We start from the raw sequence: 20691 nt of genomic DNA, 5'->3' as shown, positions 1-20691 counted from the left end.
TCGGGAACAACGCGTGACCGCCATACGTCTGACAGAGTGAACGAACCGCGCCATACCGACGCGGCGGACCGGCCCCAGGCGAACGGGACAACCCGCAAGCCAGTACGGAGGAGTCATGCCCGGAACATTGACCAGCCCACAATTGACAGCAGCGGACCGGTGCGACCGGTGCGGTGCAGGGGCCCGCGCGCGAGTCGTGCTCTCGACCGGTGGAGAACTTCTCTTCTGCGGTCACCACGCCGCCGAGCACGAAGCCCGTCTGCGTGAAGTGAACGCAACGGTGATGACCGAATCGGACTCCACGGTGTAACCCACCGAGACGTCGGGGGACACAGGTTCGCCACGATCGAATCTCACGAAAAAACGGACGGTCTGCAGACCGTCCGTTTTTTCGTGTCGGCGACACATTTTTCGCAATCGAGCTCTACATCTTTCGCAACTGGGCGATCCGCTCACCCAACTGATCCGCCGACGCCATGGCCGTCGGCGGGCCACCACAGATGCGTCGCAGATCGCCGTGAATGACACCGTGCGGCTTTCCGGTGCGATGGTGGTACACCGCGACCAAACTGTTCAGTTCACGCCTCAGTCCGGCCAGCTGGCCCGCACTGGCGGCCCTGTCGTTGACGACGGGAGGAGCCGGAACGGCAGGGCCGGCCGCGGGCTTGTCGATCTGTTCCTGCTGGCGCTGACGCAGCAGATCGCGCATCTGCGTGGCGTCGAGCAAACCGGGCAACCCGAGATAGTCCGCTTCCTCGTCGCTACCCGAGAACGTGGCGGTTCCGAACGAGGAACCGTCGTAGATGACCTGGTCGAGTTCGGCGTCCGCGCCCAACGAGGTGTACGCCTTCTCCTCCTCGCCGAGTTCGTCCTTCTGCTTGTTCGCATCGGCCAGAAGCTCGTCGTCGAATCCGTCCTTCTCACGGTGCGGCTTGCCGAGAATGTGATCGCGTTGCGCCTCGAGCTGCGACGCCAGATCCAACAGCACCGGTACCGACGGCAGGAAGACACTCGCCGTCTCACCTTTCCGACGTGAACGCACGAATCGACCGATCGCCTGCGCGAAGTACAGCGGAGTCGACGCACTGGTTGCGTACACGCCGACGGCCAGACGCGGAACGTCGACGCCCTCGGACACCATGCGAACGGCAACCATCCACCGCTGATCGCTCTTGCCGAACTCGGCGATGCGGGCCGAGGATGTCGGATCGTCCGAGAGGACGATGGCCGGCGTCTCCCCCGTGATCACCTCGATGAGCTTCGCGTACGCCCGCGCCACCGTCTGATCGGTGGCGATCACGAGCCCGCCCGCGTCGGGCATTCCGCCCGCACGCAGCTGAGCCAAACGTGTGTTGGCAGCCAACAACACGGCAGGCATCCAGTCGCCCTGCGGGTCGAGCGCGGTGCGCCACGCCCGTGCGGTCTGCTCGGCGCTGAGCGGCTCGCCCAGTCGGGCGGTGTATTCCTCACCCGCACTGTCTCGCCAGCGCGCCTCACCCGAATACGCGAGAAAGACCACCGGCCGGACGACGCCGTCGGCCAATGCGTCGGAGTACCCGTACGAGTGGTCCGCCTTGGACCGCATCAACCCGTCCTGGTCCGGTTCGTAGTTGACGAACGGGATGGGACTGTCGTCGCTACGGAACGGCGTACCGGTCAGTGCGAGACGTCGGGTGGCGTCGCCGAAAGCCTCACGGATGCCCTCACCCCAGCTCTTCGCGTCGCCGCCGTGGTGAATCTCGTCGAGGATCACGAGAGTCTTGCGCGCCTCGGTCCGTACCCGATGCTTGAAGGGATGCGAGGCAATCTGTGCGTACGTCACGACCACGCCGTGATAGTCGCTGGAGGTCTGCCCGGTCGAGTTCGAGAAGCGTGAGTCCAGAGCGATCCCGACCCTCGCCGCCGACTCCGCCCACTGATGCTTGAGGTGCTCGGTGGGCGCTACGACGGTCACCTGATCGACCGTGCGATGGGCCAGCAACTCCGCAGCCACGCGCAGAGCGAACGTCGTCTTACCAGCACCGGGTGTCGCCACGGCCAGGAAGTCCTTCGGTGATGCCACCAGGTACTTCGTCAGCGCACGCCGCTGCCATGCGCGCAGCGGCGCTCCCCCGCTCACGGGGGCGGCCACCTGCTCGGATCGTGGTGTGGGATCGAACATGTCAGCGCTCACTGGCCGCCGGTTCCTGGCATCGATGTAATTCCTCGCGCTCTCGGTAGCCCTGCAGTGTCCGCCGAGGAGCCTATCGCTCCCCACCGACCGATCCCGCATCGCTGGGGTGAACCGGACGCGACACGGCGGGTCGGTCGTTAGGCGAAGATGCCTTTCGTCAGGAATGCTGGAGTGACCATGAATCAGTCAGCAGGCGAAACGCCGACACCGGAACGGTTGTCGGCGAGAAAGCCGATACGTGCGGTGTGGAAAGTGACGCTGCGCACCCTGAGCAAAGCGTGGGACGACTCGATCTTCAGCAAGGCCGCGACGGCAGCATTCTGGCAGACCCTCTCGCTGCCGCCCCTCCTTCTCGGCGTACTGGGGAGCCTGGGATTCGTCGGCGGGTGGTTCGGCCCCAACACCGTCGACATCATCGAGTCCAAGATCATCACCTTCAGCAACACGCTCTTCAGCAGCAGTGTCGTCGATCAGATCATCGCTCCGACCGTCCGAGACGTCCTCGCGCAGGGTAGCGGCGAGATCGTCTCGGTCGGCTTCCTGCTCTCACTGTGGGCCGGCTCGTCGGCGATATCGACGTTCGTGGACTCGATCGTCGAAGCGCACGGGCAGGCCGACGCGCGAAACCCCGTCTGGCAAAGGTTCTTTGCGCTGCTGCTGTACGTCGGCTTTCTGATCATTGCGGTGTTCGTGCTCCCGCTCGTCGCACTGGGGCCGGTCTACGTCCAGCAGATATTGCCCGATTCGTGGATCACTTTCGGGAGCGAGCTGATCGACTTCTTCTACTACCCGGCGGTCGGGCTGCTGCTGATCGTGGGTCTGACCACGTTGTACAAGCTCGCGCTGCACACCTCGTTGCCGTGGCATCGACTGCTCGGTGGAGCTCTGCTCGCCGGCGTGTTCTTCATGATCGCCAGTGCAGTGCTCCGCCGATACCTCACCTGGGTGACCAGCACGGGGTACACCTACGGCGCGCTGGCCACGCCGATCGCATTCTTGCTGTTCACGTTCTTCCTCGGCTTCGCCGTGGTTCTCGGAGCCGAGTTCAACGCCACTATCCAGGAGTTCTGGCCGGCTCGGGCAACTCGGATGGATCAGATGCGCGAATGGATCGCGGCGCAGGCAGCCACCGACGAAAAGCCGTCGGGACCGGTGACAGCCGTTGCTCGACGGCTCGCCACGGGTCCGATCAAGCTGGCGGGAGACAGAGTTCGGCCGGATCGCCCCGGAACCACAGCCGAATAGGTCGTCACTCGCCTTTCTTCAAGCCCTCGTAGATCTTCTTGCAGTCGGGACACACGGGAGAACCGGGCTTCGCGGACTTGGTGACGGGAAACACCTCACCGCACAGAGCGACGACGTGCGTACCCATGACCGCGCTCTCGGCGATCTTGTTCTTCTTGACGTAGTGGAAGAACTTCGGCCGGTCGTCCTCGGTGGTTTCGTCCGGTGCGATATCGGGACGATCCTTCGTCTGAGTGCTCATGGACACAGATTAATCCGTCGATCCAGCGAGGGGTAACCGGTTGCACACGCTCGTCGCAAGCATTCTGTGAGCAGTAGTGCCACAGTGGAGTTATGACAAGAACCCCAGGGTTCGACGGCAGCGCGTACAGCGACTCGCCGGATGGGCCTGTCCTGATCACCGAGGCACAGCAGTCGGTCGAAGAGCAACACAAGAAGCGTGTACGCAAGTACATGTTCATCATGTCCTTCCGCATCCCGGCGTTGGTGTTGGCTGCCCTCGCCTACGGAATGTGGATGAATCCGTGGATCTCCATGGCGATAGTCGGCGTGTCCATTCCGCTGCCGTGGATGGCGGTGTTGATCGCCAACGATCGACCGCCGCGCACGAAGGACGAAATGAGCCGGTACGACTACCGAACCATCGACGCGCCGCAGTTGGAGTCGAGCAACCACCGCGTGATCGAACCAGGCGACGACTGACACCTCGGCGATACTCGATGCGACACTTGCCCCGTGACCGCATCGAACTCCAGATCCTTGCTCGCCGCCGCAGCCGTCGAACTCAGGCAGGCCTTCGAGCGGACCGGTTACGACGCCGATGGCGTTCTGGCGCTGCTGGGAGATGACGCGCATGCCGCTCTGGGGCGCAGTGAGCCGGTGCCGGTTCGCAACGCCAGCCAGGGCGGCGGCCCGCTGGGCGTTCTGGTGCGCCTGTTCCTTCTCGTGGACGATTGTCCCGAATCGGACGTCGCGGACGCCATTGCGCCCCTGACGGTCCGCGCCGCGATCGAGGCGGGCATTCTCGACCGAACCGGGTCTACGGTGCGGACATTGCTCGACATTCGACCGCTCGATGCCGGCCACGGCACGCGGTGGATCGTCTCGGATCCGGACGGCAGCATGCGAGCAGCCGAGACCGCAGCCGACCACGTGTTGGGCGTCGGCCAGGCCTCCCTGTCACTGCTGCGGGGGACGCCCACGGCTCCGGTCTCGACCGTTCTGGACGTCGGCACCGGCTGCGGCGTCCAAGCCGTCCACGCCTGCGATTATGCCGAGCAGGTGACTGCAACCGACATCAGCCCACGATCCATGGATCTCGCCGCAGCGACGATGGCGCTCAACGGCCTTCAGGTCGAGCTGCTCCACGGGTCGTGGTTCGAGCCGGTGGCGGGGCGCAGGTTCGATCGCATCGTGGCCAATCCACCGTTCGTCGTCGGGCGCGCCGAGGTGCAGCATTCCTATCGTGATTCCGGCCTCGATCTCGACGGTGCAAGCGCGCTGATGATCGGGCAGGCCCCGGCACACCTTGCCCCGGGTGGCACGGCTGCCATCTTGGCGTCCTGGGTCCATGTTCGAGGTGAGGACTGGCGCACACGGGTCGCGTCGTGGCTGCCTGCGCACGGGGTCGACGCCTGGGTAGTCGAACGCGACGTCGCCGATCCCGCTCTCTACGTCGGCACCTGGATGCGCGACGGTGGTCTCGACCCCCGCGATCCCGACGCCGCCGCAGTTGCGCAGTCCTGGCTGGACCATTTCGCTGCCGCCGACGTGGAGGGAATCGGATTCGGCTTCGTCTACCTCCGCAGTACCGACACACCGACCGATCTTCTGGCCGAGGAACTCACTCATGGCTTCACCGACCCACTCGGCAACGAATCGGTCGAGTACTTCGCGCGGTTGGACTGGCTGCGCGAGAACGACATTCTCGATTCGGTGCTCACCCTTGACCCGCACACGGCACTCGAACGCGTCTATCTACCCGGCGACGAGGGTTGGGCTCAGGTGGCGGTGCGAGTTCACCGAGGCAACGGCCCGCAGTGGCAGCACGACGTCGACGAACTCGGTGCAGCACTGCTCGCCGGGCTTCGACCCGATGGCCTGCCGGTCGGTGAATTGGTCGAGCTGCTCGCTGCTGCGCACGACGAGGACCCCGACGATCTGGCTGCGCATGCTGTGACGATGATGCAGGGGCTGGTGCGGCACGGACTGGTTCTGCCGGTTCGATGAGACCGCCGCGGAGCGCCGCCGGCGAGTCACCGTTCCCACCGGTGTCAGTTCTCAGCAACTTCTCAGGACAACCATGACGTAATCCCTGGTCACGCGGGTATCAGAAGGATCGGCGTGGGAACTTATCGGAGTCTCCCGAGCGTTGAACCCTGTGAGACACCACCGACCAGGAGGCAAGTCATGACCAGCCCCAGCACCACGATTCGTCCACGGCCCACCGATGCCGATCTGGACGCCCAGAGCCCGGCAGCCGATCTCGTTCGCGTGTACCTCAACGGCATCGGTCGCACGGCACTGCTGACGGCTGCCGAAGAAGTCGATCTTGCCAAGAGGATCGAGGCTGGTCTGTATGCCAAGCAGGTCCTCGAAAATACCAAGCGTCTGAGCGCGGTCAAGAAGCGCAACCTCGCCATCATCGTTCGCGACGGAAGCGCCGCTCGCAGCCACTTGCTGGAGGCCAATCTGCGCCTGGTCGTCTCCCTTGCCAAGCGGTACACCGGTCGCGGTATGCCTCTGCTCGATTTGATCCAGGAAGGCAACCTGGGCCTGATTCGTGCGATGGAGAAGTTCGACTACGCCAAGGGATTCAAGTTCTCCACGTACGCCACCTGGTGGATCCGGCAGGCCATCACCCGCGGCATGGCAGATCAGAGTCGCACGATCCGGCTACCTGTCCACTTGGTGGAACAGGTCAACAAGCTGGCCAGAATCAAGCGTGAGCTACATCAGCAACTCGGCCGTGAGGCGACCGACGAGGAGCTGTCCAGCGAATCGGGCATCGCGGTCGAGAAGATCGCCGACCTGCTCGACCACAGCCGCGATCCGGTGAGCCTGGACATGCCGGTCGGCAGCGACGAGGAAGCGCCACTCGGCGACTTCATCGAGGACTCGGAAGCGACGTCTGCCGAGAATGCCGTCATCGCCGGTTTGCTGCACAGCGATGTTCGAGTAGTACTCGGCACGCTCGATGAGCGTGAGCAGCAGGTCATTCGGCTTCGTTACGGCCTGGACGACGGGCAGCCCCGCACCCTCGACCAGATCGGCAAGCTGTTCGGGCTCTCCCGCGAGCGTGTTCGTCAGATCGAGCGCGAGGTGATGGTCAAGCTGCGGCAGGGCGATCGCGCCGAGAAGCTGCGGTCCTACGCCAGCTGACCGCAGCCACCGACCGGTGGGGCAGCGGTAACCATCCCGGTTCCAGCCGACGCATGCGGTAGCCGAGTCGACATTCCCCACCCGGGGACGTCGACTCGGCTTCCGCCGTTTCGAAGCCGGTCTCGGTCAGCGCAGCCGACGTGGGCCGAGATCTGCCTTGGTCGGTTCTGGCCCTATGCGCACGCGCGCATCGGTGATGTGCGCGCCTTCGGCGGACGCCAGCACCGGCTCGCACGAAATATCCCGAATGTCGGGGATGTCCTCTGCGAGTGCGGATATCCGCTGAACCAGGTCGATCAAGGCCTTCTTGTCGACAGGCACCGCATTGCGATACCCGGACAGCAGCGGCGCAGCCTTGGGCGCGTCGATCAACTGGGCAGCTTCGTCCTCGGTCAACGGAAGGACCCGAAACGCCCGGTCGCCCAACAGGTCCGAGATGACTCCGGCCAGACCGAACGAGATGAGCGAGCCGAACGACGGGTCGTCCTGAACCCGTACGACGCAGCCGATTCCCTTGACCGCCATCCGCTGCACGTGCAGCAGTGGTTCGCCCGAATCGGCTGCCAGATTGCGGTACGCCACCCGAACTGCGGAAGCGTCCGCCATGTCCAGCCGCACTCCCCCGAGATCGGGTCGGTGCCGCCACCGTTCCCCCGTCGCCTTGACCGCTACCGGGTAGCCCAGCTCGTCGGCTGCGGCAACGGCCTCGTCCTCGTCGGTCACGACGCGGAACGGCACCACCTCCAACCCGTAGCAGGCAAGCAGTTCTGCGGTCTCGACATCCGAGAGCCAGCGTCCACGATCACCGGCCGAACGCCATCGCTCGACCAGGTTCTTCGCACCCTCGGAATCGATGCTCTTGGGCCGAACCAGGTTCGACACCGGTCGCGAACGCCACGAGGAGTAGCGCCATGCCGCGGCGAGAGCAGCAACCGCCCGCTCCGGGCTCGAGTACGAGGGAACCGAACCACGAATCGGATGACCGCTCGGCCCTCGTACGGCCAGTACGTCGGGAATACCCTCGGTGGCGAGGAACGTGGACAGCACGGGCTTGTCGGATCCCCGGACTGCGTTTCCCAGGGCCGCCGCGAACGGTTCGACCTCGACGGCAACAGGGGGCACGAACACGACGATGACAGCGTCGATGTCCGACGCGGCCAGCGTCGACGAGACGGCCTCGGCGAAATTCTCGGGACCGGCTTGAGGCCCCACATCGATGGGTGTACTCGCGTGCAATCCCTTGGCCCGCGCAGCATCGACCGCCAGCACGCCGAGTGCCGTCGAGTTCCCGACGACTGCGACTCTCGGCCCGACCGGGAGAGGCTGATTACCGAACAGGACGGCGCAGTCGAACAACTCGGAGATCGTGTCGACCTGGATGACTCCGGCCTGTGCGAACAGAGCGCGGACGATCGAATCGTCGATGTCGGCACCGATCGCATGTGCGGGCGGAACGGCTCCGCGTCCACTCTTGACGGCGATGATGGGCTTGCTGCGCGCCACCCGTCGGGCGATTCTGGTGAACTTTCTGGGGTTACCGAAGCTCTCGAGGTACAGCAGTATCACCTCGGTAGCCGGGTCCGAGTCCCAGTACTGCAGCAGATCGTTGCCGGACACGTCGGCGCGGTTGCCTGCCGAGACGAATGTGGAAAGACCGAGCCTGCGGTTGGCCGCCTCGTCCAGGATCGCGATGCCGAGAGCGCCGGACTGACAGAAGAAACCGACGTTGCCGGGCGTCGGCAGATGCGGAGCGAGCGTGGCGTTCAAACCGAACTCGGGGTCGGTGTTCGCCACTCCGAGCGCGTTGGGCCCGATCAATCGCATCCCGTGCGCCCGCGCTGCGAGCACCAGTCGGCGCTCGCTCTCCTGCCCCGCAGGACCGGTCTCGCCGAATCCGCCCGAGACCACCAACAGTGCTTTCACACCTTTGTCGAGACAGTCGTCGAGTACTGCGTCGATGGCGTCGGCCGGAACCGCGGCGATCGCGAGATCCACGGGGTCGGGAATGTCGTGCACCGTGGCGTAGGCACGAACGCCGCGGACCGATCGGTGGTCTGCGTTGACCGGATAGACGGGGCCGGTGAAGTTGCCGGCCAACAGATTCGCGAGCACTGCATTGCCCACCTTCGAGCTGTCCGTCGATGCTCCGATCACGGCCACCGAACGGGGACTGAGCACGTTGCGGACGCTGCGGGCCTCGGCGGCGCGCTCACGTGAATTGCGCACCGACAGCAGTGCCTCGCTCGGATCGATCGCAAATTCCAGCCGCAGCACGCCGCCCTCGAAGGACCTGCTGACCTGGTAGCCCGCCTCCCGGAAGACCGTGACCATGTTCCGGTTCTCGGCGAGCACCTCTGCCACGAACATGTCGACGCCGTTCTCGGCCGCAGCCCCTGCGAGATGTTCGAGCAGAATCGGTCCGAGTCCGCGGCCCTGGTGTGCGTCGGCGACGACGAAGGCCACTTCGGCCGAGTTGCCGTCGCCCTCGGGCAGACGTTCGTACCGGCCGACCGCGATGATGTCGTCACCGAGCACGGCGACGAACGCAACCCGGTCGTGGTGATCGACGGTGGTGAAGTTGAGCACGTCGCGCTGGGGCATGGTGGGGTAGGGACCGAAGTACCGGAGGTACCTGGTCCGCTCGGAGAGTCGCCCGTGGAAGGCGACGATGCGCTCGGAGTCCGACGGGACGATGGGACGAAGATGCACGACGCCACCGTCGGACGTCAGTACGTCGGCAACCCAATGGCGCGGGAACGACGTTTCCGCGCGCTCTCGTGCCAGGTCGTGTGCGCTGGGCTCAGCGGCAGGTTCGTCGGACGGGGAATCCGGCGACGAGGTGCCGGTCGGATCAGTCACGCGGGTCCTCCGGATCGAGTCCGAGCAGCGGAAACACTGCTCGACGGGTGGCTGTGATCGCCGAGTCGACGCGTTCGAGCGCCCTGTCGGTGCCGTCGGTTCCGGCGAGCGACCCACCGGGTCCGTCCCAGGCGGGATAGTCCACATCTCCCCCGTCACCCATGGTCTGGGGGAGGTCGACACTCGGTGCCATCGTCCGCACTCGCTCACGCCAGGTGTCCGGCAGCGCTGATGTCGGATCGATCTCGCAGCCGAGCGCAGCGGCGATGAGGTACGTCCACGAGCGCGGGACCACACGCACGAGGCCGTATCCGCCGCCGCCGACGGCCAACCATCTGCCCTCGGAGTGCTTGTCGGCGAGATCGCGCATGGCCAGGAATGCGGCATTCTGGCCGTCGACGGTCAGGGCGAGATCCGCGAGGGGATCCTCGCGGTGACTGTCGACACCGCATTGACTGACGATGATCTGGGGCTTGAACGCCCCTATGGCGCCGGGGACGATCGCGTGGAACGCACGCAACCACAACCGATCTGCGGTGCCCGGCAGCAACGGGACGTTGATCGAGGTTCCTTCACCGCCTTCGGTTCCCACCTCGGTAGACCAACCGGTGTTCGGCCACAGTGTCGCCGGATGTTGGTGCAGGGAGACGGTGAGTACGCGGGGGTCGCCGAGAAACGCTGCCTGGACGCCGTCACCGTGATGGGCGTCGACGTCGATGTACGCAATTCTGTCGAATCCGTTGTCCAGCAACCACGAGATGGCAATCGCGGCGTCGTTGTAGACGCAGAAGCCCGAGGCCCAGTCCGCCATGGCATGGTGCATGCCGCCACCGATACTCACCGCGCGGCGAGCACGACCCGACGCGATCTCGCGCGCTGCGGCGAGGGATCCACCGGCGAGCATTGCGCTGGCCTCGTGCATCTGCGGAAACACCGGATTGTCGTCGGAACCGAGCCCATGGACGACGTCGTCGGGATCACGAAGGGCCGGGCCCTGCGACGGTGCTCGTTTGACCGCCTCGATGTAGGCGCTGGTGTGAAATCGGAGCAGCTCGGAATCCGGGGCGGCCGAGGGTTCGACGAGTTCGACTCCCGCGAGCACTCCGATGTCGGTGGCCAGTGCCATGGTCAGATCGAGTCGAGTGGGATTCATCGGGTGGTCGTCGCTCCACCGGTAGCCGAGATAATCCTTGCTCCACACGACGATGTCCGCGGGGTCGTTCGGGATGTACTCGGCGGCGCGTGTCGCCTTGTCAGACATACGGACAAAACTACGTTGTCGGGTGGGATGGTGTGGCACGGTTCCGGTGTTGTCCTTCATGTCCCCCTGTGAGAAGCCACGGGAAACGACGAGCACCGTTGTGGTGCGCCGCGCCCGTGCCAGTTGGGTGCAGCGCCGATTTCGGGGCGCTGACGGTAGGATCGAGCCCGACGAAGGGGTTGAGTGTGAAGGATCTGGTCGACACCACGGAGATGTACCTCCGGACGATCTACGATTTGGAAGAAGAGGGTGTGATTCCGCTTCGCGCGCGAATCGCCGAACGGCTAGAACAAAGTGGTCCCACCGTCAGCCAAACCGTTGCGCGAATGGAGCGCGACGGCCTGCTGTCCGTCGCAGGAGATCGGCACCTCGAGCTGACCGAGAAAGGTCGCAGTCTGGCAGTTGCCGTCATGCGTAAACACCGCTTGGCGGAACGGCTGCTGGTGGACATCATCGGTCTGCGTTGGGAAGACGTACACGCCGAGGCGTGCCGTTGGGAGCACGTGATGAGCGAGGAAGTCGAGCGTCGTCTGGTCGCCGTGCTGAACAACCCGACCACATCGCCGTACGGGAACCCCATCCCCGGGTTGGCCGAGCTCGGTCTCGGTCAGTCGACCCTTGCACCCGAGGCCCTCATCCGTCTCACCGATGTGCCGGTCGGCCAGCCGACCGCAGTGGTCGTACGCCGTCTGGCCGAGCACGTTCAGTCCGATCCCGAAGTGATCGCCCAGCTTCGTGAAGCGGGCGTCGTTCCCGACGCGCGGGTTACAGTCGAGGCCAAGCCCGGGTCCGTCACGATCACCGTGCCAGGACACAGCGGTGTCGACATATCCGACGAAATGGCGCATGCCGTCCAGGTGAAGAGGGTCTGACCTCACACTGCCGGCTGCGCCGCGAGCGTGTGAGGGAGAGCGAACAGTGAAGCTTCTGGTTACCGGTGGTGCGGGGTACGTCGGCAGTGTGTGTGCAGCCGTGCTCCTCGAGCGCGGCCACGACGTCGTCGTCGTGGACAACCTGTCCACCGGGAACCGGGACGCTGTGCCCGATGGTGCCACGTTCGTCGAGGGTGACGTCAGAGATGTGGCTGCGGAGGTGCTGAGCGGCGGCGGGTTCGATGCCGTTCTGCATTTTGCCGCGCAGTCGCTCGTGGGCGAGTCGGTGGTCGCACCCGACAAGTACTGGAGCGGGAATGTGGTCACCACGCTGGCCCTGCTCGACGCGATGCGTGCCTCCGGCACTCCGAAACTGGTGTTCTCCTCGACCGCTGCCACGTACGGCGAACCCGAGAAGACGCCGATCACCGAGGATGCTCCTACCCGGCCTACCAATCCTTACGGTGCCACCAAACTCGCGATCGACCATGCGATCACGTCCTATGCGTCGGCGTACAGTCTGGCCGCCACAAGCCTCCGCTATTTCAACGTCGCCGGTGCGTACAACGGTTTCGGTGAGAATCGTGTCGTCGAAACCCATCTGATCCCGCTCGTGCTGCAGGTTGCGCTCGGGCAGCGCGAGAAGATCTCGGTATTCGGCACGGACTGGCCCACTCCCGACGGCACGGCCGTCCGCGACTACATACACGTCGCTGATCTCGCCGAAGCGCACATTCTTGCGGTCGACGCGGCGCAACCGGGTGAGCACACCGTCTACAACCTCGGTAGCGGTACCGGATTCTCTGTGCACGAGGTGATCTCGTCCTGCGAAAGGGTCACCGGGCTGCCCATCACCGTCGAACACGCTCCCCGTCGCGCGGGCGATCCTGCCGTTCTCATCGCCTCCAGCGCACGAGCGATGGAGGAGCTGAAGTGGTCGCCCGAGCTCACCGATCTCGATCGGATCGTGGCCGACGCCTGGGCCTTTCTGCAGCAACTCGGCGATCGTTCCCACGCCGCACACTGACGCGCTCGCAGCGCGATCAGCGTCGGCCGAACGGATCGCCGGGTAGCCGAACGCCGCACGCACGTGCACAGGCGAATCCACTTTCGGCGACTTCGCGAACGAGTTCCGGGCCGGCACCGACACTGAGGGATCTGTCCAGCAAGAGCGCCAGGCTGTACTTCTCATCCGCTTCCAGGGCCGCATCGATCGCGATACGGGCCATCGGTCCGTCGCCGCGCACATACGCGCTGAACGCCAGAAGCGTTGCAGCAATCGCTCGTTCGCGCCTGGGCAGCACACGGGAGATCATCGCCCAGAACTCCTCGACGAACCCCGCATCGTCGCCGAGCGTCAAGGCAAGCAGCGCGTCGCGAACCTGAACCACACGAATCGCGACAGCGATCCGAGCAATGTCGACCGGGTCCAATTCGGTGTCGTACGGGGCCCGCGCAACGTAGGACAGGACAGCCGTCAACTCGTCGCTGCGAGAACGTCCGCTTCGACCGAGCCGCGAGATTTCGGCGGCCACGGCCCGTACTGTGCCCTCGGGGCCCGGCGCGATGGTCTCGGCCAGCTCTCGCCTCGACCGTCGTACCGAGTAGCCGTCGAGTACGCGGGCGACGGTCAGCGGCGACGTCGACGGATCGGACATCCGGCCGTGCCGCTGGGGCCCGGACAGCGACCACCACACCGCGGAGTCGGCGATCTCCGCCGTCGCGAGGGCGCAACTGAGCTCTATCCCGAACGATGCAAGAGTGGTGACGAGCTCCCCCACCACGGCCTCGACATCGAGCAGATGGACACCGCGGACGGCCCGATCGAGCCGGTCGTCGACGAACACCGCAATGACGGCCGGGATGTTCTCCGACGCGCAATAGCCCGCGAGATAGCCGATGACGTCGAGCATCTCCGGGGTCGTACGAGTGCCGCTGCCGGCGCGACGATCGATGTGCTCACCTGCCAGCACCAAGTCGTGGCGCATCGTGGGTCCGACGCCCGCGCCACCGTCCTCGACCGCGATGAGCACGATCGAACGGTGGGGATGAAAGCCGAGCATGGCCGGTACCGCCGCCATCAGATCGCCGGCGTCGCCGAGTCGGACGTGGCGGCGAGAGTGGACATTGTCGTGAGAATTCATCGGTGTGTTCATGAACCGAAATTCTTGCGGCACCGGCTTCGTAGAATTCGGCGTGAGCTGGGCCTCCGTACTGCCCTGTGGAGCACCGGCCTCCTGTGCACGAACCGTGCCGCACGCGCAGTTGTCGACCGTTGTCTGTCGGCCACTTCTGCTAGGCGCGCATCAGCTTTGTTTGACCTTCTGCACCGCCGCAGTGAAGAGCTCGTCGAGCGTCATCGCGTCGGGCGTCTCGGAACCGAACGACATGAAGGTCGCCGACACCCGGACGTTGTCGATCTGTGCCATGAGCGTCAGCATCGACTGCGTGACCGCGTCGCCACCGGCTCCCGACGCCACCGTCTGACGGACGGCCAAGGTGTCGTCCGCATCGATCGGGGGTGCAGGGGTCAATGTGGAGGTCACCGTCGAGGTTGCGCCCGATTTGGTTGCCGTTACCTCGCCGCACTGTTCGAGCTGCTCCTTGCGCGCCGAGAGCGGTTCGTCCACTGCGGTCAATTCGATCGAGATGGTCGACCGGCTGTCGTTGTCGGTGCCGACGATCATGGCCGTACCGGTAGGGCCGAAATCCTGATCGGCAGGTTTGCATCCAGCTGGGCTGACCTCGGCACCGGCAGGTATACCGCTGAGATCGGGTGCCGCCTGCGAGATCGCTTGCTGGGGCAGCACCAGGGCGGCGTACGGTGCCGGGAAGCTGGACGGGTCGATCAGCAACGTGTCCAGGTCCACTCCGGACTGCGACGACGAGGTGGGGGCACCCGCGCTGGGCTCGGGAGTGCCGGTAACGGTGGAGCTGCAGCCGACCAGCACGAGAGCTGCGATCGCTGCCGGGGTCGCGGCGATGGACAGGCGGGTTCTGCGTGCGGCGGGGCTCACAAGACGTCCTCTTCGAGTCGGTGGGACGCCGCAGCACACGCTCCGGCGCCCCACCACTGTCTCATTCCGATTACCTCGAACGCGGCAGGCGACCCGCCGCAGTGTCGCGAATTCAGCTCCCGCGGGCGATCCACTCCTCGAGGTGCGGTGCTTCGTCGCCGATGCGCGTCCCGTCACCGTGGCCCGTGTTGACGCGGGTGTCGACGGGTAGAGCGAAGAGCCGATCGCGGATGGATCCGATGATGGTCGGGAAATCCGAGAACGAGCGTCCGGTGGCTCCCGGGCCGCCCGAGAAGAGGGTGTCGCCGGAGAACAACTCCCCTGCTTCGGGTAGGTACAGGCACGTCGAGCCGGGTGAATGCCCGGGGGTATGCAGCGCCAGGATGTCGGTTCCGGCGACGGTGATCCGCTGGCCGTCCTCGAGGAGCATGTGCCCGACGCCGGGATGGGTCTGCTCCCACAGCATGTCGTCGGCGTTATGCAGCAGAATCGGCGCATCCAACTCGGTCGAGAGTTGCGGGGCGACGGTGACGTGGTCGTTGTGACCGTGGGTGCACACGATCGCGCGCACGGTGCGGCCGGCGACGGCGTCGACGATCGGTGCGGCTGTGTGGGCGGCGTCGACGATGACTACCTCGTCGTCGTCGCCGACCAGCCAGATGTTGTTGTCCACATCCCACTCGCCGCCGTCGAGAGCGAACGTCCCGGAGGTGACGACGTTCTGGACTCGGAAGGTCCCGCTCACAGGACCACGACCGACCGCAGCACGGTGCCCTGATGCATCTTGTCGAACGCGGCCTCGACGTCGTCGATGCCGATGCGTTCGGAGACGAACTTCTCGAGCGGCAACCGGCCCTGCTGGTACAGATCCACCAACTGCGGGAAGTCGCGCTCGGGCAGGCAGTCGCCGTACCAGGACGACTTCAGCGATCCGCCGCGGGAGAAGAAATCGATGAGCGGCATCTCGAGGGTCATCTCCGGGGTCGGCACCCCGACGAGGACCACGGTGCCGGCCAGATCACGGGCGTAGAAGGCCTGCTTCCACGTTTCCGGTCGGCCGACGGCGTCGATGACGACATCGGCACCGAACCCGCCGGTCAACTCCTGAATGGCCTCGACCGCGTCGACGGCGGAGGCGTCGACGGTGTGGGTGGCACCGAGGTCGAGAGCCCAGTCGAGTTTTCCTTTGTCGCGGTCGACGGCGATGATCGTCGACGCCCCGGCCAGGCGCGCTCCGGCGATCGCGGCGTCACCGACACCGCCGCAGCCGATCACCGCCACCGAATCCCCGCGGGAGACGTGGCCGGTGTTCATCGCGGCCCCGAGCCCGGCCATCACCCCGCAGCCGAGCAGTCCGACGACGGCGGGATCGGCGTCGGCGGCGACCTTGGTGCACTGGCCTTCGTGGACGAGGGTCTTCTCGGCGAACGCGCCGATCCCCAACGCCGGGGTCAGTTCGGTGCCGTCGTCGAGGGTCATCTTCTGGGCGGCGTTGTGGGTGTCGAAGCAGTACCAGGGGGTGCCGCGTTTGCAGGCCCGGCATTCCCCGCAGACCGCGCGCCAGTTCAGGACGACGAAGTCGCCGACCTCGACGTGCTCGACGCGATCTCCGATGGTCTCGACGATGCCGGCGGCTTCGTGTCCGAGCAGGAACGGGAACTCGTCGTTGATGCCGCCCTCGCGGTAATGCAGGTCGGTGTGGCACACCCCGCACGCCTGGATCTTCACGACGACCTCGTTCGGGCCGGGGTCGGGAATGGTGATCGTCTCGATGGAGACGGGTGCGCCCTTGCTCTTGGCGACGACGGCGCGGACCTGCTGCGGCATGTGTTCCTCCACTGAAAATCGTGTGTTGCGGGCTCGGTCCAGCCTCGCACAACGCATCAGCACGTGGCGACATCTGCATGGGTTCGGCGTACCGAACCGCGGAGTTCACAAGGTTGTGACCGAGTGGGCACGCAGTCTTTGCGTGCGCCCGGTACCTATGAGCAATGTCTGAACCCATGGAGTACGACCTGGTGGTCATCGGCTCCGGCCCCGGCGGCCAGAAGGCGGCCATCGCGGCTGCGAAGCTCGGCAAGCGAGTCGCCATCGTGGAGAAGGGACACATGCTCGGCGGAGTGTGCGTCAATACCGGGACCATCCCGTCCAAGACGCTGCGTGAGGCCGTTCTCTACCTCACCGGTATGAACCAGCGCGAGCTGTACGGGGCGAGCTATCGAGTCAAGGCAGACATCACTCCCGCCGATCTCCTCGCTCGCACCCAGCACGTCATCGGCAGGGAGATCGAGACGGTGCGCTCGCAGTTGCTGCGCAACCGCATCGAACTGATCACCGGTATCGGCAGGTTCGTCGACGCGCACACCATTGCGATCGAGGACGAGTCACGCGGTGAGCGCATCACCGTGACTGCCGCCAACGTGGTGATCGCCACCGGAACCGCGCCGGCGCGTCCCGCGGACGTCGCATTCGACGACTACCGGGTGTTGGACTCCGACGGCATCCTGAACCTCGAGTTCATCCCGGCATCGATGGTGGTCGTCGGGGCGGGCGTCATCGGAATCGAGTACGCATCGATGTTCGCGGCCCTCGGTACCAAGGTCACGGTCGTCGAAAAGCGAGATTCGATGCTCGACTTCTGCGACCGCGAGATCATCGAGTCGCTGCAGTTCCATCTTCGCGATCTCGCCGTGACGTTCCGATTCGGTGAGGCCGTCACCGCGGTCGACGTCGGACCGAACGGAACGGTCACCACGCTCGCGAGCGGGAAGCGCATTCCGGCGGAGACGGTGATGTACTCGGCCGGCCGGCAGGGCCTGACCACGGCACTCGACCTCGAGAACGCAGGACTCGAGGCGGACGCGCGCGGCCGCATCTTCGTCGACGAGCATTTCCAGACCAAGGTCGATCACATCTACGCCGTCGGCGACGTCATCGGATTCCCGGCGCTGGCCGCGACGTCGATGGATCAGGGCAGACTGGCGGCTTATCACGCATTCGGTGAGTCCAGCGCGAAACTGACCGATCTCCAGCCCATCGGCATCTACTCGATCCCGGAGGTGTCCTACGTCGGTGCGACGGAGGTCGATCTGACGAAGGGGTCGATCCCGTACGAGGTAGGAGTGTCGCGGTATCGCGAACTGGCGCGCGGCCAGATTGCGGGCGATTCGTACGGAATGTTGAAGTTGCTCGTCTCCACCGAAGACCGGTCCATTCTCGGAGTGCACATCTTCGGGTCCGGTGCGACGGATCTGGTGCACATCGGACAGGCGGTCATGGGATGCGGCGGTACCGTCGATTACCTCGTCGACGCCGTCTTCAACTACCCGACGCTGTCCGAGGCGTACAAGGTTGCCGCGCTGGATGTCACCAACAAGATCCGCGCGTTGGCCAACTTCGACCGGTGACGAGCGTCCCTCGATGCCCGACGACCACTGGGGAATGAACGACGGCCATCCAGTTGTTCTTTTCATCAGTGATTCGCCACGTTCGACGTCGGCGCGTACGCGGTGCATACGAAGGGTCGGCGTATTCTGACCCGAATCTCGCATCGAAGTACCGACGAGTCGATCCGAAAGGGGCCCGGCCATGACCGAACAGTCGAAGATGTACGAGCTGGAATTTCCGGCACCGCAAATCTTCTCCGACGACGGCGTCGGACCCGTCCTCGTGCACGGCTTGGAGGGATTCTCCGACGCCGGTCACGCCGTGAAGTTGGCGACGACTCACCTGCGCGAGAGCCTCGAATCCGAACTGGTGGCGTCGTTCGACGTCGACGAGTTGATCGATTACCGGTCCCGTCGGCCGACGATGACGTTCAAATCCGATCATTTCTCGGATTACGACGCACCCGAGTTGAATCTCTATGCAGTCAAGGACCGAGCCGGCACGCCCTTCCTGCTGCTGGCCGGCATGGAGCCGGATCTGCGGTGGGAGAAGTTCACCACCGCGGTCCGCCTTCTCGCCGAGCAGCTCGGTGTGCGGCGCACCATCGGTCTCGGATCCATCCCGATGGCTATTCCGCATACGCGCCCGCTCGGGGTCACAGCGCATGCCAGCGACCGGGAGCTGGTCAAGGAAGGCAACAGCTGGGCCGGCGACCTGCAGGTGCCAGGAAGTGCGTCCTCGCTGCTCGAGCTTCGGATGGCTCAGCACGGCCACGAGTCGATGGGCTTCTCGGTGCACGTTCCGCATTACCTCGCTCAGACGGACTACCCGGGCGCAGCCGAAACTCTGCTCGAGAACGTCGGTGAAGCCGCCGAGCTCGATCTTCCGCTCGCTGCGCTCGGCGAGGCCGCGGCGCGAGTGCGCGAGCAGGTGAACGAGCACATCACCGGAAACGACGAGGTGCAATCGGTGGTGCAGGCGCTCGAGCGTCAGTACGACACGTACGTGGCCGCACAGGAGCAACAGTCGACATTGCTGGCCGGTGACGAGCCGCTGCCGAGCGGGGACGAACTGGGTGCCGAATTCGAGCGTTTCCTTGCCGAGCAAGCCGGGCTCGACGAGGGCGACGACACCGACCCGAATTGAGAAGGCACCCCTCCGACAGTGTGAGTAGTCACAGCGACGAGTCGTAGCAACGGTAGGATCGGACAGCGGGAGCGGATCGAAACATACCTGTAACCGCAAATACGCTCGATGTTCTGCCCTGAACGTCATCTCGTGCGAGAGTCGTAGCGACACGTACTCCGGTATGTACCGTCAACACACTCGTACACGGCCACGCCGTACTGCGTCGCACGTGCGGCACACCAGGGAATGTCAGGAGGCGCAGATGGCTACCAGTCCGCGCAGTCGCAAGCTCCGCCCGGTTCCCGATCAAGAACCACGGCTGATCTTCCGGACCATTCACGGATACCGTCGAGCGTTCCGCATGGCCGGTGAGGGCCCAGTGGTGTTGCTGATCCATGGGATCGGCGACAACTCCGAGACCTGGAGCGAGGTGATTCCACACCTCGCGAAGAACTACACGGTGATTGCACCGGACCTTCTCGGGCACGGACGCTCGGACAAACCCCGCGCGGATTACTCCGTCGCCGCGTATGCGAACGGTATGCGCGACCTGCTCTCGGTTCTCGGCATCGAGCACGTCACCGTCATCGGTCATTCACTCGGTGGTGGCGTTGCGATGCAGTTCGCCTATCAGTTTCCCAACATGGTCGACAGATTGGCGCTGGTGTCATCCGGTGGCGTCACCAAGGACGTGCACCCCATTCTTCGGCTCGCGTCGATGCCGTTCCTGAGCGAGGCGGTCAAACTACTTCGCCTGCCGGGCGCGATTCCCGCGGTCAAGCTGGCCGGCGGGATACTGAGCAAGCTGCACAGCTCACCGCTGCGACCCGGTTCGCTGCTGCACGACACCCCGGACCTGATTCGGGTGTTGAGCGAGCTGCCGGCACCGACCACGTACGAGGCGTATCTGCGGACCTTGCGCGCGGTGGTGGACTGGCGCGGTCAGGTGGTCACGATGCTGGACCGCTGCTACCTCACCGAAAACCTGCCCGTCCTGCTCGTCTGGGGTGATCAGGATTCCGTCATTCCGGTCAGCCATGCGCGGCTCGCTCACTCGGCCATGCCGGGATCGACGCTCGAGGTGTTCGAGAACTCCGGACATTTTCCGTTCCGTGACGACCCCATGCGCTTTCTACAGGTCGTGGAGGACTTCATCGACTCGACCCCATCGCTGACCTTCGACGAGGTGCGGTGGCGGAACCTGCTCATCACCGGCGTCGGTGAGGACATGATCAGCGGAAGCGCCAGCACCCGGATGGCCGTTCTCGGTGCCATGGGATCGGACGAGCGCAGCGCGACCTGACGCGTCGTCTCGGCCACCGATGGTCGGTGTCGATGCGGGACCGACGGCATATCCCACATAGCCTG

Annotated in this window: 18 protein-coding genes; 10 read left to right on the top strand and 8 right to left on the bottom strand. The window is 65.1% G+C overall.

Features of this window, described 5'->3' with window-relative positions; all coding sequences use genetic code 11:
- The first annotated feature begins 115 nt into the window (after window positions 1-115).
- Complete coding sequence (locus AC5WEY_RS13845; protein ID WP_032377734.1) at window positions 116-310, top strand: DUF7455 domain-containing protein; 195 nt, start codon at window positions 116-118, stop codon at window positions 308-310.
- Window positions 311-424: 114 nt separating this feature from the next.
- Here the strand turns inward: AC5WEY_RS13845 and AC5WEY_RS13840 are convergent, their stop codons facing one another.
- Entirely contained in the window at window positions 425-2161 is a 1737-nt protein-coding gene (locus AC5WEY_RS13840) for a DEAD/DEAH box helicase (RefSeq protein ID WP_057478597.1), read from the bottom strand.
- Between the two features lie 189 nt (window positions 2162-2350).
- Here AC5WEY_RS13840 and AC5WEY_RS13835 point away from each other — a divergent pair, with 189 nt between their 5' ends.
- Window positions 2351-3418, top strand: coding sequence for a YihY/virulence factor BrkB family protein (locus AC5WEY_RS13835; protein WP_495646265.1), 1068 nt, complete (start codon window positions 2351-2353; stop codon window positions 3416-3418).
- A 4-nt stretch (window positions 3419-3422) separates the two neighbouring features.
- On the opposite strand, the gene AC5WEY_RS13830 is transcribed toward AC5WEY_RS13835, so the two are convergent.
- Window positions 3423-3659 (bottom strand): DUF3039 domain-containing protein, encoded by a 237-nt coding sequence (locus AC5WEY_RS13830; protein ID WP_032378432.1) that lies wholly within the window; start codon window positions 3657-3659, stop codon window positions 3423-3425.
- A 92-nt stretch (window positions 3660-3751) separates the two neighbouring features.
- On the opposite strand from AC5WEY_RS13830, the gene AC5WEY_RS13825 reads away from it, so the two are divergent.
- The 3 genes from AC5WEY_RS13825 to AC5WEY_RS13815 all read left to right on the top strand — a co-directional run bounded on the left by AC5WEY_RS13825 (window position 3752) and on the right by AC5WEY_RS13815 (window position 6799).
- A complete protein-coding gene (locus tag AC5WEY_RS13825) occupies window positions 3752-4120 on the top strand; it encodes a DUF3099 domain-containing protein (protein ID WP_057478596.1) in 369 nt (122 codons plus the stop codon).
- A gap of 33 nt (window positions 4121-4153) precedes the next feature.
- The gene (locus AC5WEY_RS13820) at window positions 4154-5647 is read left to right on the top strand and encodes a DUF7782 domain-containing protein (RefSeq protein ID WP_495646264.1); all 1494 of its coding nucleotides are present in this window, start codon (window positions 4154-4156) and stop codon (window positions 5645-5647) included.
- Between the two features lie 180 nt (window positions 5648-5827).
- Window positions 5828-6799 (top strand): sigma-70 family RNA polymerase sigma factor, encoded by a 972-nt coding sequence (locus tag AC5WEY_RS13815; RefSeq protein ID WP_032377730.1) that lies wholly within the window; start codon window positions 5828-5830, stop codon window positions 6797-6799.
- Between the two features lie 126 nt (window positions 6800-6925).
- Here AC5WEY_RS13815 and AC5WEY_RS13810 read toward each other — a convergent pair whose 3' ends face one another.
- Complete coding sequence (locus AC5WEY_RS13810) at window positions 6926-9583, bottom strand: bifunctional acetate--CoA ligase family protein/GNAT family N-acetyltransferase (protein WP_495646566.1); 2658 nt, start codon at window positions 9581-9583, stop codon at window positions 6926-6928.
- A 67-nt stretch (window positions 9584-9650) separates the two neighbouring features.
- Window positions 9651-10919 carry an acetoin utilization protein AcuC gene (locus tag AC5WEY_RS13805; protein ID WP_495646263.1) on the bottom strand — a complete coding sequence of 423 codons (1269 nt, stop codon included), beginning with the start codon at window positions 10917-10919 and terminating at the stop codon, window positions 9651-9653.
- Between the two features lie 185 nt (window positions 10920-11104).
- Between AC5WEY_RS13805 and AC5WEY_RS13800 the strand changes: the two genes are divergently transcribed.
- Both AC5WEY_RS13800 and galE read left to right on the top strand, forming a co-directional pair.
- Window positions 11105-11791 carry an iron-dependent transcriptional repressor DtxR gene (locus AC5WEY_RS13800; protein ID WP_032377729.1) on the top strand — a complete coding sequence of 229 codons (687 nt, stop codon included), beginning with the start codon at window positions 11105-11107 and terminating at the stop codon, window positions 11789-11791.
- A 46-nt stretch (window positions 11792-11837) separates the two neighbouring features.
- Complete coding sequence (gene galE, locus AC5WEY_RS13795; protein WP_495646262.1) at window positions 11838-12818, top strand: UDP-glucose 4-epimerase GalE; 981 nt, start codon at window positions 11838-11840, stop codon at window positions 12816-12818.
- Between the two features lie 16 nt (window positions 12819-12834).
- On the opposite strand, the gene AC5WEY_RS13790 is transcribed toward galE, so the two are convergent.
- From AC5WEY_RS13790 to AC5WEY_RS13775, 4 genes are all read right to left on the bottom strand, one after another.
- Complete coding sequence (locus AC5WEY_RS13790; RefSeq protein ID WP_495646261.1) at window positions 12835-13947, bottom strand: DUF4192 domain-containing protein; 1113 nt, start codon at window positions 13945-13947, stop codon at window positions 12835-12837.
- 150 nt (window positions 13948-14097) lie between these two features.
- Window positions 14098-14808 carry a DUF5642 family protein gene (locus AC5WEY_RS13785; RefSeq protein ID WP_495646260.1) on the bottom strand — a complete coding sequence of 237 codons (711 nt, stop codon included), beginning with the start codon at window positions 14806-14808 and terminating at the stop codon, window positions 14098-14100.
- A 112-nt stretch (window positions 14809-14920) separates the two neighbouring features.
- Window positions 14921-15553: an MBL fold metallo-hydrolase gene (locus AC5WEY_RS13780; RefSeq protein ID WP_495646259.1), complete on the bottom strand. Its 633-nt coding sequence runs from the start codon at window positions 15551-15553 to the stop codon at window positions 14921-14923.
- Window positions 15550-16635, bottom strand: a complete 1086-nt coding sequence (locus tag AC5WEY_RS13775) for an S-(hydroxymethyl)mycothiol dehydrogenase (RefSeq protein WP_495645071.1) — start codon at window positions 16633-16635, stop codon at window positions 15550-15552. Before AC5WEY_RS13775 ends, AC5WEY_RS13780 begins: the two co-directional genes overlap by 4 nt.
- Window positions 16636-16799: 164 nt before the next feature.
- On the opposite strand from AC5WEY_RS13775, the gene sthA reads away from it, so the two are divergent.
- The 3 genes from sthA (at window position 16800) to AC5WEY_RS13760 (ending at window position 20626) form a co-directional block, all read left to right on the top strand.
- Window positions 16800-18215, top strand: coding sequence for a Si-specific NAD(P)(+) transhydrogenase (gene sthA, locus AC5WEY_RS13770; protein ID WP_057477731.1), 1416 nt, complete (start codon window positions 16800-16802; stop codon window positions 18213-18215).
- Between the two features lie 181 nt (window positions 18216-18396).
- A complete protein-coding gene (locus tag AC5WEY_RS13765; protein ID WP_495646258.1) occupies window positions 18397-19341 on the top strand; it encodes a proteasome assembly chaperone family protein in 945 nt (314 codons plus the stop codon).
- A 244-nt stretch (window positions 19342-19585) separates the two neighbouring features.
- A complete protein-coding gene (locus AC5WEY_RS13760; protein WP_057477729.1) occupies window positions 19586-20626 on the top strand; it encodes an alpha/beta fold hydrolase in 1041 nt (346 codons plus the stop codon).
- Window positions 20627-20691 lie beyond the last annotated feature (65 nt).

This window comes from Rhodococcoides sp. S146-33, from assembly GCF_059489205.1.
This window is presented reverse-complemented; position numbering and strand designations above follow the sequence as displayed.

Bases quoted from the DNA above. Each gene is read 5' to 3' on its own strand.
- AC5WEY_RS13845 (WP_032377734.1), top strand. From the start codon at position 116: ATGCCCGGAACATTGACCAGCCCACAATTGACAGCAGCGGACCGGTGC.
- AC5WEY_RS13840 (WP_057478597.1), bottom strand. From the start codon at position 2,161: ATGTTCGATCCCACACCACGATCCGAGCAGGTGGCCGCCCCCGTGAGC.
- AC5WEY_RS13835 (WP_495646265.1), top strand. From the start codon at position 2,351: ATGAATCAGTCAGCAGGCGAAACGCCGACACCGGAACGGTTGTCGGCG.
- AC5WEY_RS13830 (WP_032378432.1), bottom strand. From the start codon at position 3,659: ATGAGCACTCAGACGAAGGATCGTCCCGATATCGCACCGGACGAAACC.
- AC5WEY_RS13825 (WP_057478596.1), top strand. From the start codon at position 3,752: ATGACAAGAACCCCAGGGTTCGACGGCAGCGCGTACAGCGACTCGCCG.
- AC5WEY_RS13815 (WP_032377730.1), top strand. From the start codon at position 5,828: ATGACCAGCCCCAGCACCACGATTCGTCCACGGCCCACCGATGCCGAT.
- AC5WEY_RS13805 (WP_495646263.1), bottom strand. From the start codon at position 10,919: ATGTCTGACAAGGCGACACGCGCCGCCGAGTACATCCCGAACGACCCC.
- AC5WEY_RS13790 (WP_495646261.1), bottom strand. From the start codon at position 13,947: ATGAACACACCGATGAATTCTCACGACAATGTCCACTCTCGCCGCCAC.
- AC5WEY_RS13775 (WP_495645071.1), bottom strand. From the start codon at position 16,635: ATGCCGCAGCAGGTCCGCGCCGTCGTCGCCAAGAGCAAGGGCGCACCC.
- sthA (WP_057477731.1), top strand. From the start codon at position 16,800: ATGTCTGAACCCATGGAGTACGACCTGGTGGTCATCGGCTCCGGCCCC.
- AC5WEY_RS13765 (WP_495646258.1), top strand. From the start codon at position 18,397: ATGACCGAACAGTCGAAGATGTACGAGCTGGAATTTCCGGCACCGCAA.
- AC5WEY_RS13760 (WP_057477729.1), top strand. From the start codon at position 19,586: ATGGCTACCAGTCCGCGCAGTCGCAAGCTCCGCCCGGTTCCCGATCAA.